Source organism: Azospirillum sp. B2RO_4, assembly GCF_051124815.1.
In the GTDB taxonomy this organism is placed as follows: domain Bacteria; phylum Pseudomonadota; class Alphaproteobacteria; order Azospirillales; family Azospirillaceae; genus Azospirillum.
Genome location: NZ_CP118487.1, coordinates 710,289 through 726,830, shown reverse-complemented (window position 1 = coordinate 726,830; position 16,542 = coordinate 710,289). Strand labels below are relative to the sequence as shown.

Genomic DNA, 16,542 nt, shown 5'->3' with positions numbered 1-16,542 from the left:
TGGATGGTTTACAGAGGCTTTAGGCAATGCGCACTCTCGTTCAATGAGACTTTCGTTTTTCTTGGGCGCCTATGACCAAGCAGCAGTCCGTTCCGAACGAGTCCGCCAATAACCGAACGGGAGGCGGGCGGGACCAGCATGCCCAACCGGAAGCCCCGCCGGTTTCTGGACCCGACGCGAAACTGCTGGTGCGGCTGGCGGAGCTGGAGCAGGAAAACGCGCGGCTGCAGACCGCACTGTCCTCCGCCCGCGCCGGCTGCGACGACCTGTTGACGGTCACCGCGCTGAACGAGGATCTGCGCAACGCCTTCGACGCCCTGGAACGCAGCCGCGCTGCCCATGTGGACAGCGAAAGGCGGCTGCGGGCGATCCTGGACAGCGCCATCGGTCACGCCATCCTGACCCTGTCGCCCAACGGCCGGGTGACCAGCTGGAATCCCGGAGCGGTCCGTATCCTGGGCTGGACGGAGGAGGAGGTGCTGGGGCAGCCGGTCGACATCCTGTTCCCACCGGAAGAGGCCGCCGCGGGCGTGCCCGACGCGCTGCGGGTGCGTGCGCTGGCCGAGGGCCGCATCCAGGAGGAGCGCAGCTTCAGCCACCGGGACGGTTCCAGGGTCTGGGGCGCACTGACCATCCTGCCGCTCCAGGGCGACGAGGAGGGATTCCTGTGGATCCTGCATGACCGCTCCGACGAGCGGCAGATGGAGGAGACCCTCGCCGCCGCGCGCCGCCGCGCCGCCGACATCCTGGACAGCATCGACGAGGCGCTGGTGGGGCTTGACCGCGACTATCGCGTGATCTGCCAGAACCGCCGGGCCGAGCAGCTCGACCACCAGCCGCTGTCGGCGATGCGCGGCCGCCGCCTGTGGGAGGTGTGGCCGCAGTTCGCCGGGTCGGACCTGGAGGCGCTGTGCCGCAAGACGATGACCGAGCGCCAGCCGACCAGCATCGAGAAGCGCTTCGACGGCGAGGGCACCACCCTGTGGCTTGAAATCCGCTTCCTGCCGACGGCGGAAGGGGTGGGCTGCTTCTTCCGCGACATCACCATGCGCAAGCGGGCGGAGGAGGAGGCCCGAGCCTCGCACGAGCGGGCGGTGAAGATCCTGGAGAGCATAAGCGACGCCTTCTATGCCGTCGATCACGACTGGCGCTTTACCTACATCAACCGCAAGGCCGAACAGATCTGGGGCCGGTCGCGCGACACGCTGCTGGGTCTCCGTCTCTGGGAAGCCTTCCCCAAGGCGTTGGGCAGCGAATCGCTGGAGGCGCAGAAGCAGGCGGCGCGTGAAGGCCGGGAGATGACCGTGGAGGTGATATCACCCGTGCTGGGCGACTGGGTGGAGGTCAGCATCTATCCCAACGCCGACGGCCTCTCGGTCTATTTCCGCGACATCACCGCCCGCCGGCAGGCGCAGCAGGCGCTGTTGCAGGCGAAGGAGACGGCGGAGGCGGCCGACCTCGCCAAGGGCAAGTTCCTGGCCGCCGCCAGCCACGACCTGCGCCAGCCGCTGCAGGCGCTGCTGCTGTTCGTCGACGTGCTGAAGCCGCATGTGCAGGGCAGCCAGGGCCTCAATGCGCTGATGCATCTGGGACGGGGGCTGGACGCGCTTAAGGAGCTGCTGGACAGCCTGCTCGACATGTCGCGGCTGGATGCCGGCGTGGTCCAGCCGAACATCGAGAACGTATCGGTCGCCCCGCTGTTCGACCACATCGCCGCCGCGTACCGGCCGGTGGCGGCGGCCAAGGGGCTGGAGCTGCACATGCTCTCCTGCAACGCCGCCGCCCGCACCGACCGCACGCTGCTGACCCGGATGGTGCGCAATCTGGTGGAGAACGCGCTGCGCTATACCGAGAGCGGGCGGATCGACATCGAATGCCGGCGGGCCGGCGGGCGGCTGCTGATCGAGGTGCGCGACACCGGCATCGGCATCCCGCCCGACCATCTGGAAAGCATCTGGGAGGAGTTCCACCAGGTCGGCAACCCGGAGCGCGACCGCAACCGCGGCCTGGGTCTGGGGCTGGCCATCGTGCGGCGGCTGTCGCAGCTGCTGAACCATCCGGTGGACGTCCAGTCCAAGCCGGGGCAGGGGACCAGCTTCGTCATCGCCCTGCCGCTCGGCCGAACCATCGAGGCGCCGGCGACCTCGGCGGAGGCGGCGACGGCCGGGCGCGGGCGTTTCGCCGTGGTGGTCGACGACGACGCCATCGTGCTGCTGGGGCTTGAGACGATCTTCCGCGAATGGGGGTACGAGGTGCTGGTCGCCGGCTCCGCCAAGAAGGCGGTGGAGGGGCTGAGCCGCATGGGACGGCGCCCCGACCTGATCCTCGCCGACTACCGCCTGCGCGAAGGACAGTTCGGGACCGATGCGGTCGCCCGCATCCGCGCGCTGTACGACGATCCGGGCAGCGCCGCGATCCCCGGCCTGATCCTGACCGGCGAGACCGGCCCCGACTGCGAACGCGACGCCGCCGCCCATGGGCTGGGCATCATCCACAAGCCGGTGACCCCGCGCCAGCTGGGCCATGCGCTGGGCGAACTGATGGGGGGGACGTGACGGTTTCGCCGCCGTCCGGCCCCCAGGCGGAAAAGCCTCAGCCCTGCTCGATCAGGTCGGCGCAGGCGTCCACCGCGGCGGCGGCGTAGGGGCGGATGCGCGGCGGGATCTGCGACGGGTTGATCCCCGGCCCGAGGATGCCGACGCCGACCGGCTTCATGAACTGCAGTTGCAGGTCGATCAGGCTGGAGATGACGGCATGGCCCATGACGTTGCCGTGCTCGGTCTCGCCCCGCTCGATGATGCCCAGCGCCACGGCGCCGGCGACGTCGTCGCGCATCAAAAGGCGCTTGATCGCCAGCGGCTTCTCCATCGAGCCGGGGACCCAGACCTCCGCGACGATGCCGAGGCCGCGGCGGGCGGCGACGGTGCGCGCCTCGTCCAGCATCTCTTCCACCTCTTTGCGGTGGAACCGTCCGAGCACGATGCCGATGTTGCTCACCCTCTGCTTCTCCCATGTTCGCGGTGTAACCTTCGCCCAAACTGTCGCGTCGCCGCGCAAAGCGCAAGGGCCGTCCGCGCATGGCGCAAGGGGCCTCGCGCGGTGCCGACGGACGCGCAGCCGGTACGGAGATTTCCCGTCGGCTTTATAAAGTTGCGCGGGTAATTCCGGTTGCATCGCGGCGGCGGCCAAGCTGTCGCGCAGTCCGCCCAAGGAAAAACCCTTATGGACAGGTCCGCTCTGCCTGTGCGAACTGTTGCCGAGTGCGACAGGCCGTCGCACAGCGCTACAATTCAGCACAAATTGGTCGCCGCCGCTTTTCTTACGACCATGTAATGATGACGGCGTGGCGGTTGCGGCGGGCCCGGGGGGCTGGGACGTCGCCGGCGCAAGCGAACGACCAGGCGGATCCGGAACGGCAATCATGTTGAAAGGTGCGATCGAATACGCGCCGTCGACCTTCGAGGAGCGGGGGGCCGCGGTGGCCTTCACCACGCCGCTGCTGTCCCAGACCCGCGTGCGCCGCGGCGAGCGGTCGAAGCTGGAGGTGCTGATCCCCAGCCTGTCGCAGGGCATGGGCATCTATGTCGTCGCCTGGAAGGCGGTGCCGGAGATGGTGTCGATGACCATGCACGACCGCTATCTGCACGACCTGATCGTGAAGGAGGACGCCTGTTCCCCCTATGAGATCCGCCGGGCGACGCTGAAGGCGGCGCGGCGCGGGCTTGCCGGGCCGCAGGCGGCGCAGGCCGCCCGCCGCGCCCTGGAGGAGGACGAGGAACAGAGCACGCTGACCCACTATCTGCTGATCCTGGCGATCCTGAAGGCGGTGGGCCTGGAATCGCCGGAGATGCTGAAGGCGGGCATCGACACCGACGAGGGGCAGCGGCTGACCCGGCAGCTGATGACCCGCGCGGCGGAAAGCCTGAAGATGGACGCCACGCTGCTCTATTCCCGGCTGGCCGACATCGCCGCGGTTACCGCGCCGGTCGGGCTGGCGCGTTCGCCCCGGCCCGGCCGGCTGACGCGCGGGCTGAACGACCTGAAGGCCTTCCGCGACAGCATGACCGGCTGGGCGAACGACGTGCCGAGCGACGCCGCCCCGGTGGCGCAGTTCTGCGCCGAGGTGGCGCAGCACACCATCTCCATCGGCGACAAGGTCCTGGGCGACTTCCACCGGCGGATCGAGGCCATCGGGCCGCTGATGCGCGACTGGGACAGCGAGATCGTCCGGGTGCGCGCCCAGGCCGGCCGCATGGCATGGCTGCTCGACGGCTGGAGCCACCTCACCGGGGCGTGGGAGGTGGCGCAGGCCGAGGACCACCACCAGCAGGCGGCGACTGTCAACGACCTGTTCCGCATCCTGCCTCTGCTGCCGCGCAAGGAGTCGACCCGCGATTTCGTCGGGGATTCCAAGCAGGTGAAGGTGGCCCACCGCCGCTCCGTCCGCATGCTGGAGGACTGGCGCACCGGCCAGATGGACATCGACGCCATCCGCCGGATCGAGGCGGTGAAAGCGCGCGCGCCATGACGGGAGGGGCGGGGGGAAAAGGGCAAGCCGACCGCTTACCGGGGTTGGAGAGCCGGCTGTTCGACATCCCCGAGGACAAGTTCATCGAGGTGGTCCGCCTGCTGGAGCGGGTGCGCGACCATCCAGACGTGCGCCAGACCTTCGCCGCCATCCGCCCGCGGCTGGTCCAGGTGCGCCCGAACCGCCGCCCGACGCTGAAGCGTGTGCTGTGCATGCCGTTCGAGGATGTGCTGGAAAGCTTCAGCGGCGTCGACGTGCCGCTGGGCCGCATCGAGCGGCGGGTGATCGACCCGGTGTGGAGGCTGGTGACGGAGTGCGGCGACACCGCCCTGATCGACCAGCTCGACCGGCAGGTGCAGGAGACGGCGCCCGGCAATCTCAACGCGCTGCGCAACATCGGGCGCCGGCTGTGGCCGATGGCCGCCCAGGCGATCCGCAGCGCGGTGGAGCAGGACGGCGCCCGGCACGCGCTGTGGCGCGTGCTGCATGGCGACGAGGAGATGCGGCGGCAGGTGCTGGACGTCGCCGCCTTCCTGGAGATCGGGCTGACGGTGGAATCGCTGAAGGATGCGCTGGCGCCGAAGCCGCTGCCGGCGTTCGAGGACGAGCATGTCGGCGTCATCGAGCAGGCGGTCCAGGCGGTGGCGCGGCAATCCACCGGGCTGGTCTATTACCTGCTGTTGGTCGCCGCCTCGCGCATCGCCAACCCGGCCGATCTGCTGACGGTGCTGAACGATCTGGATTTCGGCAAGGCGCGGCGCGAGCAGCCGGTGATCTTCGCCCAGCTGAGCGGGCTGGTGGTCACCAATCTGGAGGAGCGGTCGGCCCGGCTGGACGGCAACGGCTACAGCGCCGGACCGGGAGGGGCCGCCGCCGCCATCGCGCCGGAGGAGGCCATCGCCATTGCCGAGCGGCTGGTCGCCAGCGTCGCCACCACCTCCGCCGTCATGGATTTCCTGGCCGAGCCGGTCTATCGCGAGCGGCTGGAGGCGGTGAAGTCGGCGGTGCGGACCATGGTGACCGGCACCGTGCTCGACACCGCGCCCGGCGGCATCCTGACCGCCGTCGCGGCCCCGGCGGAGAACGGCCGCCCCGCCGCGGTGGACGAGGACGCCCAGGCGGCGGCCGAGGACCATGCCCGCGCGCTGCGCCGCTGCGAGGGGCTGGCCGACGCGCTGGGCCTGCACGAGCCGCTGAAGACGGCGATGGCGTCGATGGAAAAGGGGCTGATGGCGCGGGCGCATGCCCTGCTGGCGCAGTACCCGAAGGCCGCCGGCGATCCCGATGATGCGGAAACGGCGGAGATCGGCCTGTTCTACGCCCTGCGCCTGCTGGAGCTGGTCGCCGGCCCCGCCAAGGCCGACCAGCTCCGCACCGCCATCATGGCCGCGACGGGGGAATTCGCGGAGGAGTAGGGGGTTCCGCCTTTCCCCCTCTCCCCCCTGGGGAGAGGGTCGGGGTGAGGGGGATGCATGGAGTGAATTTGCTGGGAAGCGGAGAGTGCGCGATGCTTGGAGATCCTCGCCGCGCGACCCCCTCACCCTAACCCTCTCCCCGGGGGGGAGAGGGGACTTTGGCCTGCGTCACGAAATCTCACGAGGTCGCCGGCAGGGCGTCCCTTGCTTCGTCCTCTTCGGCGTAGCGGCGGGCCAGGACGGCGCCGACCATCAGCTGGATCTGGTGGAACACCATCACCGGCAGCAGGACCAGGCCGGCGGTGGCCGGGGCGAACAGGACGCCGGCCATCGGCACGCCGCTGACCAGCGACTTCTTCGAGCCGCAGAAGACGATCACCGCCTCGTCGGCACGCGAGAAGCCCAGGCGGCGGCTGAGCAGCGTCGTGCCGATCAGGAAGACGCCCAGGATGGCGCAGTCGATCAGCACCACCATGCCCAGCGCGGCCGGCGGCACCTGATGCCACAGCCCGTTCACCACCGCCTCGCTGAAGGCGAGATAGACGACCAGCAGGATCGAGCCGCGGTCGGTGAAGCGCAGCATCGTCTTGTGCCGCGCCGCCCAGGCGCCGACCCAGCGCCGCAGCAACTGGCCGGCGACGAAGGGCAGCAGGAGCTGCGCCGCGATGGTCTGCAGCGTGTCGAGCGACAGCGCGCTCCCCTGCACCTTCAGGAACAGAGCCACCAGCAGCGGCGTCATCAGGATGCCGGAGATGTTGGACAGGGTGGAGCTGCACACCGCCGCCGCGACGTTGCCCCGCGCCATCGAGGTGAAGGCGATGGACGACTGCACGGTGGAGGGCAGCAGGCAGAGGAACTGCACCCCGATCGCCAGGGCCGGCGGCAGCAGGCTGTGCGGCAGCGTTTCCACCACCGCCCAGCCGATCAGCGGGAAGGCGGCGAAGGTCAGGCTGAAGATCAGCAGATGCAGCCGCCAATGCGCCATGCCCGCCACCACCTCTTCCCGCGGCAGACGGGCGCCGTGCAGGAAGAACAGCAGCGCGATGGCCGCCTCCGCCAGCCAGTGCACGCCCTGAGCGGCTTGGCCCTGCACCGGCAGCACGGTCGCCAGCCCGACGGTCGCCACCAGGGCCATGGTGAAGCCGTCCATGTTCGGGCGAGGCACGCGGATCATTGGTTGGTCCCCCAAATCGTTATCACTGGCCGGACATAGCGCCTTGGCTTCCGTTATAACCGCCTTCGCCGTTCTGGAATACAGTATTCAACATGCATGGCAGCCTTGAAAAGATTGGGGAAAATCGGCGTGCCCCCGGCTCTTTCCACGATGCGGAAATCTCCGGCGGAGGCGCGGCGGGGCCAATCTCTTGAAGCTCAATAGGTTTTCGGCCGTCTCAGCTACCCCCTTGCCACCGGCCTTGCCATACGGTAACGTATGGTCAAAGAACGGATGATTTCCCAGGGGAGCGATACGTCCATGCTGTCCAACCAGTACCCGAGCCTGAATTTCGACCTCGGCGAGTCGGCCGACATGCTGCGCGATTCGGTGCGGAGCTTCGCCGCCAACGAGATCGCCCCCCGCGCCGCCGAGATCGACCACAGCAACGAGTTCCCGAACGAGCTGTGGCGCAAGATGGGCGACCTCGGCATCCTCGGCGTGACGGTCGAGGAGGAGTATGGCGGCGCCGGCATGGGCTATCTGGAGCATGTCGTGGCGATGGAGGAGGTGTCGCGCGCCTCGGCCTCGGTGGGGCTCAGCTACGGCGCCCATTCGAACCTCTGCGTCAACCAGATCCGCAAGAACGGCAACGAGGAGCAGAAGCGCCGCTATCTGCCCAAGCTGATCTCCGGCGAGCATATCGGCGCGCTGGCGATGTCGGAGCCGAACGCCGGGTCCGACGTGGTGTCGATGAAGCTGCGGGCCGAGAAGAAGGGCGACCGCTACGTCCTGAACGGCACCAAGATGTGGATCACCAACGGCCCCGACGCCGACACGCTGGTCATCTACGCCAAGACCGACATCAACGCCGGCCCGCGCGGCATCACCGCCTTCCTGGTTGAGAAGGGCTTCAAGGGCTTCTCGGTGGCGCAGAAGCTGGACAAGCTCGGCATGCGCGGCTCCAACACTGGCGAGCTGGTGTTCGAGGACTGCGAGGTGCCGGAGGAGAACATCCTGGGTGGCGTCGGCCGCGGCGTGAACGTGCTGATGTCGGGCCTCGATTACGAGCGCGCGGTGCTGTCCGGCGGTCCGCTCGGCATCATGCAGGCCTGCATGGACGTGGTGATCCCCTATGTCCACGACCGCAAGCAGTTCGGCCAGTCCATCGGCGAGTTCCAGCTGATGCAGGGCAAGCTGGCCGACATGTACACCATCATGAACGCCGCCAAGGCCTATGTGTATGCCGTGTGCAAGGCCTGCGACCGTGGCGAGACCACCCGCAAGGACGCCGCCGCCGCCATCCTGTTCTCCGCCGAAAAGGCGACCTGGATGGCGCTGGAGGCCATTCAAACCCTGGGGGGCAACGGCTACATCAATGAGTACCCGACCGGCCGCCTGCTGCGCGACGCCAAGCTCTACGAGATCGGCGCCGGCACCAGCGAGATCCGCCGCATGCTGATCGGGCGCGAACTGTTCAAGGAAACGGCCTGAAGGCTGGGAGACCGCGTAAAGCGGTTCGGCAAAGCACAGAGAGCATCGAGGGAAAGGGACAGACCACCATGACCGACAGCATCGTCATCGCCGCCGCCGTCCGCACGCCGATGGGCGGCTTCCAGGGCGATCTCATGGGCCTGACCGGCCCGCAGCTTGGCGCCGTCGCCATCCAGGCGGCGCTCGAGCGCTCGGGCCTCGCCGCGGACGCGGTGGACGAGGTGTTCATGGGCAACGTGCTGTCGGCCGGGCTGGGCCAGGCCCCGGCGCGCCAGGCGGCGCTGGGCGCCGGGCTGCCGAAGGGGGTGGGCTGCACCACGATCTCCAAGGTCTGCGGCTCGGGCATGCGGGCGGTGATGTTCGCCCATGACGTCATCAAGGCCGGCTCGGCCAAGGTCGTGGTGGCCGGCGGCATGGAGAGCATGTCCAACGCCCCCTATCTGCTGGACCGTGCCCGCGCCGGCTACCGCATGGGTCACGGCAAGGTGCTGGACCACATGTTCTTCGACGGGCTGGAGGACGCTTACGAGAAGGGCCGCCTGATGGGCACCTTCGCCGAGGAATGCGCCAGCAGCTACAACTTCACCCGCGATGCGCAGGACGACTACGCCATCGAGAGCCTGAACCGCGCCCGCAAGGCGGTGGAGGACGGCTCCTTCAAGGCGGAGATCGCGCCGGTTCTGGTGAAGGGCCGCAAGGGCGACACTCTGGTCGACACCGACGAGCAGCCGGGCAAGGGCGACCCGAAGAAGATCCCGACGCTGAAGCCGGCCTTCGCCAAGGACGGCACGGTGACGGCGGCGAACGCCTCGTCGATCTCGGACGGCGGCGCGGCGCTGATCGTCACCACCCGCAGCGAGGCCGAGAAGCGCGGCCTGCGCGTGATCGCCGAGATCAAGGGCCACTCCAACCACGCCCAGCAGCCGGCGCTGTTCACGACGGCTCCGGTCGGCGCGATGCAGAAGCTGTTCGAGAAGGTGGGCTGGTCGGCCCGCGACGTCGACCTGTTCGAGATCAACGAGGCGTTCGCCGTAGTGACCATGGCGGCGATGCGCGATCTGGACCTGCCGCACGACAAGGTGAACGTCCATGGCGGCGCCTGCGCGCTCGGCCATCCCATCGGCGCGTCGGGGGCGCGGATCCTCGTCACGCTGCTGGCGGCGCTGGAGAAGTACGACCTGAAGCGGGGTGTGGCGTCGCTCTGCATCGGCGGCGGCGAGGCGACGGCGATTGCGGTGGAGCGGGTGTAAGTCACTCCCTCGCTTATTCCCCCCTCTCCCCCCCGGGGAGAGGGTCGGGGTGAGGGGGGTGCACTGCGTGCCTTCCCGAGAGTCCTTGCCGTGCTTCCCCCTCACCCTAACCCTCTCCCCGGGGGGGAGAGGGGACTATAGAAATCCGAGGAAACGCCCGATGCACCTGACCGAAGAACAGACCATGGTCCGCGACATGGCCCGCGCCTTCGCGCAGGACCGGCTCGCGCCGACCGCCGCCGAGCGCGACCGCAGCGGCGCCTTCCCCAAGGCCGAGCTGGCCGAGATGGGCGAACTCGGCCTGATGGGCATGCTGGTGCCGGAGGAGTTCGGCGGCGCCGCCACCGATCATGTCGCCTATGCGCTCGCCATCGAGGAGATCGCCGCCGGCGACGGTGCGGTCTCCACCATCATGAGCGTCCACAACTCGGTCGGCTGCATGCCGATCCTGAAGTTCGGCAGCGACGCCCAGAAGGACCGTTTCCTGAAGCCGATGGCGCGCGGCGAGATGCTGGGCGCCTTCTGCCTGACCGAACCGCAGGCGGGGTCCGACGCCTCGGCGATCAAGACCCGCGCCCGGCGCGACGGCGACCATTGGGTGCTGAACGGCACCAAGCAGTTCATCACCTCGGGCTCGCAGGCCGACGTCGCCATCGTCTTCGCGGTGACCGATCCGGCGGCGGGGAAGAAGGGGCTCAGCGCCTTCATCGTGCCGACCGACACGCCGGGCTATCAGGTGGCGCGGACCGAGGAGAAGCTGGGGCAGCACTGCTCCGACACCTGCCAGATCGTCTTCGAGGACTGCCGGGTTCCGGCCGACCTGATGCTCGGGGCCGAGGGCGCCGGCTACAAGGTGGCGCTGGCGAACCTGGAGGGCGGGCGCATCGGCATCGCCTCGCAGTCGGTCGGCATGGCGCGCGCGGCGCTCGACCACGCCATCCGCTACGCCCAGGAACGCCAGAGCATGGGCGTGCCGATCATCCAGCATCAGGCCATCGCCTTCCGCCTCGCCGACATGGCGACCCGCGTCGAGGCCGCGCGGCAGATGGTGCTGCATGCGGCATCCTTGCGTGACGCCGGGGTGCCCTGCATGAAGGAGGCGGCGATGGCCAAGCTGTTCGCCTCCGAGATCGCGGAGAAGGTCTGCTCCGACGCCATCCAGATCCATGGCGGCTACGGCTACCTCAACGATTTCCCGGTCGAGCGCATCTATCGCGACGTCCGGGTCTGCCAGATCTATGAAGGCACCAGCGACATCCAGCGGTTGGTCATCAGCCGCGCGCTTGTTCAGTAACACAGTCTGCAATCAAGACCGCCAAACCGGGAGGAAGACGGCATGACCGTCCTGAAGAGCGCCCTGAACGCGCGCTCCGCCGAGTTCCAGGCCAACGCCGACGCCATGCAGGCGCTGGTCGACGATCTGCGCCGGAAGGTCGCCGCCATTCAGCAGGGCGGCGGCGCCAAGGCCCGCGACAAGCACCTCGCCCGCGGCAAGCTGCTGCCGCGCGAGCGCATCCGCCAACTGCTCGACGTCGGCTCGCCGTTTCTGGAGCTGTCGCAGCTGGCCGCCGACGGCGTCTATGCCGAGGACATCCCGTCGGCCGGCATCATCGCCGGCATCGGCAGCGTCGCCGGGCAGGAGTGCATGATCGTCGCCAACGACGCGACGGTGAAGGGCGGCACCTATTACCCGCTGACGGTCAAGAAGCACCTGCGGGCGCAGGAAATCGCCCAGCAGAACAACCTGCCCTGCATCTATCTGGTCGACAGCGGCGGCGCCAACCTGCCGAACCAGGACGAGGTCTTCCCCGACCGCGACCATTTCGGCCGCATCTTCTACAACCAGGCCAACATGTCGGCCGAGGGCATCCCGCAGATCGCCGTGGTGATGGGAAGCTGCACCGCCGGCGGCGCCTATGTCCCGGCGATGTCGGACGAGGCGATCATCGTCCGCAACCAGGGCACCATCTTCCTGGGCGGCCCGCCGCTGGTGAAGGCGGCGACCGGCGAGGTGGTGTCGGCGGAAGACCTCGGTGGCGCCGATGTGCATTCCCGTACCTCGGGCGTGACCGACCATTACGCGATGAACGACGCCCACGCCCTGGCGATGGCGCGCCGCGTGGTGTCGAACCTGAACCGCGCCAAGCACATCGACCTCGACCTGCGCGAACCGGAGGAACCCGCCTTCGACCCGCGGGAACTCTACGGCGTCATCCCCAGCGACGCCCGCAAGCCCTTCGACGTGCGCGAGGTGATCGCGCGGGTGGTCGACGGATCGCGCTTCGACGAGTTCAAGCCGCTCTACGGCACGACGCTGGTGACGGGCTTCGCCCATATCTTCGGCTATCCCGTCGGCATCATCGCCAACAATGGCATCCTGTTCAGCGAATCCGCCCTGAAGGGCGCCCATTTCGTCGAGCTGTGCTGCCAGCGCCGCATCCCGCTGGTGTTCCTCCAGAACATCACCGGCTTCATGGTCGGGCGGAAGTACGAGGCCGGCGGCATCGCCAAGGACGGCGCCAAGCTGGTGACGGCTGTGGCCTGCGCCAAGGTGCCGAAATTCACCGTCATCATCGGCGGCAGCTATGGCGCCGGCAATTACGGCATGTGCGGCCGCGCCTACAGCCCGCGCTTCATGTGGATGTGGCCGAACGCCCGCATCTCCGTCATGGGCGGCGAGCAGGCGGCCGGCGTGCTGGCCCAGGTCAAGCGCGACGCCATGGAAGCCCAGGGCAAGCCGTGGTCGGCCGAGGACGAGGAGGCGCTGAAGGCGCCGATCCGCGCCCAGTTCGAGCGCGAGAGCCACGCCTATTACGCCAGCGCCCGGCTGTGGGACGACGGCATCATCGACCCGGCCGACACCCGCATGGTCCTGGGCCTCGGCTTGTCGGCCTCGCTGAACGCCCCGGTGCCGAAGACGCCCTTCGGCGTCTTCCGGATGTGAGGGGGGCGATCATGAGCGATATTCTGATCGAGGTTGCGGAGAACGGCGTCGCCACCGTCACCATGAACCGCGGCGACGTGCACAACGCCTTCAACGAGCAGGTCATCGCCGACCTGACCGCCGCCTTCCGGCGGGTGGGCGAGGATCCGGCGGTGCGCGTCGTGCTGCTGCGCGGGGTGGGCAAGAGCTTCTCGGCCGGGGCGGATCTGTCCTGGATGAAGAAGATGGCGGGCTACTCCCACCAGGAGAATCTGGCCGACGCCATGGGGCTCGCCACCATGCTGCGCACGCTGGACGAATGCCCGAAGCCCACGGTCGCCGTGGTGCAGGGACCGGCCTTCGGCGGCGGCGTCGGGCTGGTTTCGGCCTGCGACATCGCCATCGGCGTGGAGACGGCCACCTTCGCCCTGTCGGAGGTGCGGCTGGGCATCATTCCCGCCGCCATCAGCCCCTATGTCATCGCCGCCATCGGCGAGCGCGCCTGCCGCCGGTACTTCCTGACCGGCGAGCGGTTCAGCGCGGCGGAGGCCCACCGCATCGGCCTGCTGCATGAGCTGACCAACGCCGACGGGCTGGAAGAGACGGTGGCGAAGACGGTCAAGAGCCTGATGGACAGCGCGCCTACTGCGGTCGCTGCCGCGAAGGAGCTGATCCGCGCCGTCGCCCGCCGGCCGCTGACCGACGACGTGGTGCGCGACACGGCGGAGCGCATCGCCCGCCAGCGCGCCAGCGCCGAAGGCAAGGAGGGCGTCGGCGCCTTCCTCGACAAACGCACCCCGTCCTGGCGGAGCTGATCCAATGTTCGACAAGATCCTGATCGCCAACCGTGGCGAAATCGCCTGCCGGGTCATCCGCACCGCCCGCCGGATGGGCATCAAGACCGTCGCCGTCCATTCGGAGGCCGACGCCAAGGCGATGCATGTCCAGATGGCCGACGAGGCCGTCTGCATCGGCCCGGCCCCGGTCGGCGAAAGCTATCTGCGCGGCGACATCATCCTCGACGTGGCCAAGCGCACAGGCGCTCAGGCCATCCATCCCGGCTACGGCTTCCTGTCGGAGAATGCCGGTTTCGCGGCGGCTTGCGCGGAGGCCGGTGTCGTCTTCATCGGCCCGCCGATCGAGGCGATCCGCGTCATGGGCTCCAAGGCGGAATCCAAGCGGCTGATGGCGAATGCCGACGTGCCGCTGGTGCCGGGCTATCACGGCACCGACCAGGACTTCGCCACCCTGTCGGCGGAGGCCGGGCGCATCGGCTATCCGGTGCTGGTCAAGGCGTCGGCCGGCGGCGGCGGCAAGGGCATGCGCGTGGTGCGCGCCGCTGGGGAGCTTGCCGATGCGGTCGCCGGCGCCCAGCGCGAGGCGAAGGCGGCGTTCGGCGACGACAGCCTGCTGCTGGAGAAGTATCTCGGCCGGCCGCGCCATGTCGAAATCCAGGTCTTCTGCGACACCCACGGCAACGGCGTCTATCTGTTCGAGCGCGACTGCTCGGTCCAACGCCGCCACCAGAAGGTGATCGAGGAGGCGCCGGCCCCGAACCTGCCCGACGACCTCCGCCGCCGCATGGGCGAGGCCGCGGTCGCCGCGGCCAAGGCGGTGAACTATGTCGGCGCCGGCACCGTCGAGTTCCTCTATGAGGATGGCGGCTTCTACTTCATCGAGATGAACACCCGCCTGCAGGTGGAGCATCCGGTGACGGAGAAGATCACCGGGCTCGATCTGGTCGAGTGGCAGCTGCGCGTCGCCGCTGGCGCCGAACTGCCGCTGCGCCAGGAGCAGTTGACCCGCCGGGGCCATGCCTTCGAGGCGCGGCTGTACGCGGAGGACCCGCAGCGCGACTTCCTGCCGGCCATCGGCAAGCTGGTGCGGCTGCGTCCGCCGGCCGAGAACGACCATGTCCGCGTCGACACCGGTGTCCGCGAGGGCGATTCGGTGACGATGTATTACGACCCGATGATCGCCAAGCTGATCGTCTGGGACGAGGACCGTGACAGCGCGCTGCGCCGCCTGCGCGTGGCGCTGGCCGAGTATGAGGTCGTCGGCGTCACCACCAATGTCGGCTTCCTCGGCGCCATCGCCGGCCATCCGGCCTTCAAGGCGGTGGAAATCGACACCGGCTTCATCGAGCGCCACCGCGCCGACCTGCTGCCGCCGCCGGCCCCGGTCGCCGACAAGGCGCTGGCCGCCGCCGCGCTGTCGGTGCTGCTGAAGCGGCGGGAGGAGGCGCAGGCTGCCTTGCGCGCCCGGTCGGACCGCTACTCGCCCTGGCTGCTCGCCAATGGCTGGCGGCTGAACGAGGAGAACCATTACGACCTGCGCCTGATGGACGGCGAGACGGCGCGCGAGGTGACGCTGCATTTCCGCGCAGATGGCTATGAGGTCGCGGTGGATGGCGGCAAGGCGATGCCGGTGACCGGGGTCAGCCTATCGGACGGGCTGTTGACCGCGACGCTGGACGGCATGCGCACCCGCGCCACCGTGGTGCAGCAGGGGCTGGACATCACCGTGCTGATCGACGGCGCGGTGTCCCGCCTGACGCTGGACGACCCCAGCGCCCGCGCGGCGGAGCAGGAGGGCGGCTCCGGCCGTCTGACCGCGCCGATGCCGGGCACCGTGGTCCGCGTGCTGGTGGAACCGGGCCAGAGCGTCGAGGCTGGCGCACCGTTGATGCTGCTGGAAGCCATGAAGATGGAGCACACCATCAAGGCCCCGGCGGCGGGCACCGTCAGCGCCGTGAATTTCGCGGCGGGCGATCAGGTGTCTGAAGGCGTCGACCTGCTGGTTCTCGACATCGCGGAGGCCTGACGATGCAGTTGCCGAAATTCGTCCGCATGGTGGAGGTCGGCCCGCGCGACGGCCTCCAGAACGAAAAGTCGATGGTGCCGACAGCGGTGAAGGTGGAACTGGTGAACCGCCTGTCCGACGCCGGCTTGAGCGTGGTCGAGGCCGCCAGCTTCGTCTCGCCCAAATGGGTGCCGCAGATGGGCGACAGCGCCGAGGTGCTGGCCGGTATCACCCGCAAGCCCGGTGTCCGCTATGCCGCCCTGACCCCCAACCTGAAGGGGCTGGAGGGCGCGCTGGCGGCTAAGGCGGACGAGGTGGCGGTGTTCGGCGCCGCCTCGGAGAGTTTCAGCCAGAAGAACATCAACTGCTCCATCGCCGAGAGCCTGGACCGCTTCGCCCCCGTCATGGAGCAGGCCAAGGCGGCGGGCGTGCCGGTGCGGGGATATGTCAGTTGCGTGCTCGGCTGCCCCTATGAGGGGGAGATCGCGCCCAAGGCGGTGGCGGACGTTGCGGAGCGGCTGTTCGCCATGGGCTGCTACGAGATCTCGCTGGGCGACACCATCGGCACGGGGACGCCGACCAAGGCTCAAGCGATGATCGCCGCGGTGGCGGAGCGGGTGCCGGTCGACAAGATCGCCGTCCATTTCCACGACACCTATGGGCAGGCGCTGGCCAACATCCTGGCCGCCCTGCAGATGGGGGTGGCGGTGGTCGACAGCTCCGTCGCGGGGCTTGGCGGCTGCCCCTATGCCAAGGGGGCCAGCGGCAACGTGGCGAGCGAGGATGTGCTGTACATGCTGAACGGCCTCGGCATCGAGACCGGGGTGGATCTGGACAAGCTGATCGCGGCCGGGGCGTTCATCAGCGACGCCATCGGCCGCCCCACCGCATCGAAGGTGGCCCGCGCTCGTGGTTGTGCGTGAGGGAATCTTCGGCAACGAAGGGCCGCGCTTCCGCAAGGGGGCGCGGCCCTTTCG

12 protein-coding genes are annotated in these 16,542 nt (G+C 68.9%); 10 read left to right on the top strand and 2 right to left on the bottom strand.

The genetic code is table 11. The features are described 5' to 3' along the window. Nucleotides 1-71: 71 nt before the first annotated feature. Entirely contained in the window at nt 72-2,555 is a 2,484-nt protein-coding gene (locus PWS46_RS20830) for a PAS domain-containing hybrid sensor histidine kinase/response regulator (RefSeq protein WP_434622616.1), read from the top strand. Nucleotides 2,556-2,592: 37 nt separating this feature from the next. Here the strand turns inward: PWS46_RS20830 and PWS46_RS20825 are convergent, their stop codons facing one another. After that, complete coding sequence (locus tag PWS46_RS20825; RefSeq protein ID WP_085084143.1) at nt 2,593-2,997, bottom strand: 6,7-dimethyl-8-ribityllumazine synthase; 405 nt, start codon at nt 2,995-2,997, stop codon at nt 2,593-2,595. Between the two features lie 424 nt (nt 2,998-3,421). Here PWS46_RS20825 and PWS46_RS20820 point away from each other — a divergent pair, with 424 nt between their 5' ends. Together PWS46_RS20820 and PWS46_RS20815 are read left to right on the top strand one after the other, a co-directional pair. Beyond that, nucleotides 3,422-4,528, top strand: a complete 1,107-nt coding sequence (locus tag PWS46_RS20820; protein ID WP_434622613.1) for a hypothetical protein — start codon at nt 3,422-3,424, stop codon at nt 4,526-4,528. Nucleotides 4,529-4,572: 44 nt separating this feature from the next. Then, the gene (locus PWS46_RS20815) at nt 4,573-5,943 is read left to right on the top strand and encodes a hypothetical protein (protein WP_434622611.1); all 1,371 of its coding nucleotides are present in this window, start codon (nt 4,573-4,575) and stop codon (nt 5,941-5,943) included. A 178-nt stretch (nt 5,944-6,121) separates the two neighbouring features. Here the strand turns inward: PWS46_RS20815 and PWS46_RS20810 are convergent, their stop codons facing one another. Next, complete coding sequence (locus PWS46_RS20810; RefSeq protein ID WP_434622609.1) at nt 6,122-7,117, bottom strand: bile acid:sodium symporter family protein; 996 nt, start codon at nt 7,115-7,117, stop codon at nt 6,122-6,124. A gap of 300 nt (nt 7,118-7,417) precedes the next feature. Here PWS46_RS20810 and PWS46_RS20805 point away from each other — a divergent pair, with 300 nt between their 5' ends. The 7 genes from PWS46_RS20805 to PWS46_RS20775 all read left to right on the top strand — a co-directional run bounded on the left by PWS46_RS20805 (nt 7,418) and on the right by PWS46_RS20775 (nt 16,488). Continuing rightward, nucleotides 7,418-8,590, top strand: a complete 1,173-nt coding sequence (locus PWS46_RS20805; RefSeq protein ID WP_136704033.1) for an isovaleryl-CoA dehydrogenase — start codon at nt 7,418-7,420, stop codon at nt 8,588-8,590. A gap of 68 nt (nt 8,591-8,658) precedes the next feature. Further along, the gene (locus tag PWS46_RS20800; protein WP_434622607.1) at nt 8,659-9,840 is read left to right on the top strand and encodes an acetyl-CoA C-acyltransferase; all 1,182 of its coding nucleotides are present in this window, start codon (nt 8,659-8,661) and stop codon (nt 9,838-9,840) included. A gap of 160 nt (nt 9,841-10,000) precedes the next feature. Next, entirely contained in the window at nt 10,001-11,134 is a 1,134-nt protein-coding gene (locus tag PWS46_RS20795) for an acyl-CoA dehydrogenase (RefSeq protein WP_434622605.1), read from the top strand. 42 nt (nt 11,135-11,176) lie between these two features. Next, nucleotides 11,177-12,784 (top strand): carboxyl transferase domain-containing protein, encoded by a 1,608-nt coding sequence (locus PWS46_RS20790; protein ID WP_149200189.1) that lies wholly within the window; start codon nt 11,177-11,179, stop codon nt 12,782-12,784. An 11-nt stretch (nt 12,785-12,795) separates the two neighbouring features. Continuing rightward, nucleotides 12,796-13,578, top strand: coding sequence for an enoyl-CoA hydratase/isomerase family protein (locus tag PWS46_RS20785; RefSeq protein WP_434622603.1), 783 nt, complete (start codon nt 12,796-12,798; stop codon nt 13,576-13,578). 4 nt (nt 13,579-13,582) lie between these two features. Continuing rightward, complete coding sequence (locus PWS46_RS20780; RefSeq protein WP_434622601.1) at nt 13,583-15,586, top strand: acetyl-CoA carboxylase biotin carboxylase subunit; 2,004 nt, start codon at nt 13,583-13,585, stop codon at nt 15,584-15,586. 2 nt (nt 15,587-15,588) lie between these two features. Then, the gene (locus tag PWS46_RS20775; protein WP_434622599.1) at nt 15,589-16,488 is read left to right on the top strand and encodes a hydroxymethylglutaryl-CoA lyase; all 900 of its coding nucleotides are present in this window, start codon (nt 15,589-15,591) and stop codon (nt 16,486-16,488) included. Nucleotides 16,489-16,542: the final 54 nt, after the last annotated feature.

Bases quoted from the DNA above. Each gene is read 5' to 3' on its own strand.
- PWS46_RS20830 (WP_434622616.1), top strand. From the start codon at position 72: ATGACCAAGCAGCAGTCCGTTCCGAACGAGTCCGCCAATAACCGAACG.
- PWS46_RS20820 (WP_434622613.1), top strand. From the start codon at position 3,422: ATGTTGAAAGGTGCGATCGAATACGCGCCGTCGACCTTCGAGGAGCGG.
- PWS46_RS20810 (WP_434622609.1), bottom strand. From the start codon at position 7,117: ATGATCCGCGTGCCTCGCCCGAACATGGACGGCTTCACCATGGCCCTG.
- PWS46_RS20805 (WP_136704033.1), top strand. From the start codon at position 7,418: ATGCTGTCCAACCAGTACCCGAGCCTGAATTTCGACCTCGGCGAGTCG.
- PWS46_RS20800 (WP_434622607.1), top strand. From the start codon at position 8,659: ATGACCGACAGCATCGTCATCGCCGCCGCCGTCCGCACGCCGATGGGC.
- PWS46_RS20795 (WP_434622605.1), top strand. From the start codon at position 10,001: ATGCACCTGACCGAAGAACAGACCATGGTCCGCGACATGGCCCGCGCC.
- PWS46_RS20790 (WP_149200189.1), top strand. From the start codon at position 11,177: ATGACCGTCCTGAAGAGCGCCCTGAACGCGCGCTCCGCCGAGTTCCAG.
- PWS46_RS20785 (WP_434622603.1), top strand. From the start codon at position 12,796: ATGAGCGATATTCTGATCGAGGTTGCGGAGAACGGCGTCGCCACCGTC.
- PWS46_RS20780 (WP_434622601.1), top strand. From the start codon at position 13,583: ATGTTCGACAAGATCCTGATCGCCAACCGTGGCGAAATCGCCTGCCGG.
- PWS46_RS20775 (WP_434622599.1), top strand. From the start codon at position 15,589: ATGCAGTTGCCGAAATTCGTCCGCATGGTGGAGGTCGGCCCGCGCGAC.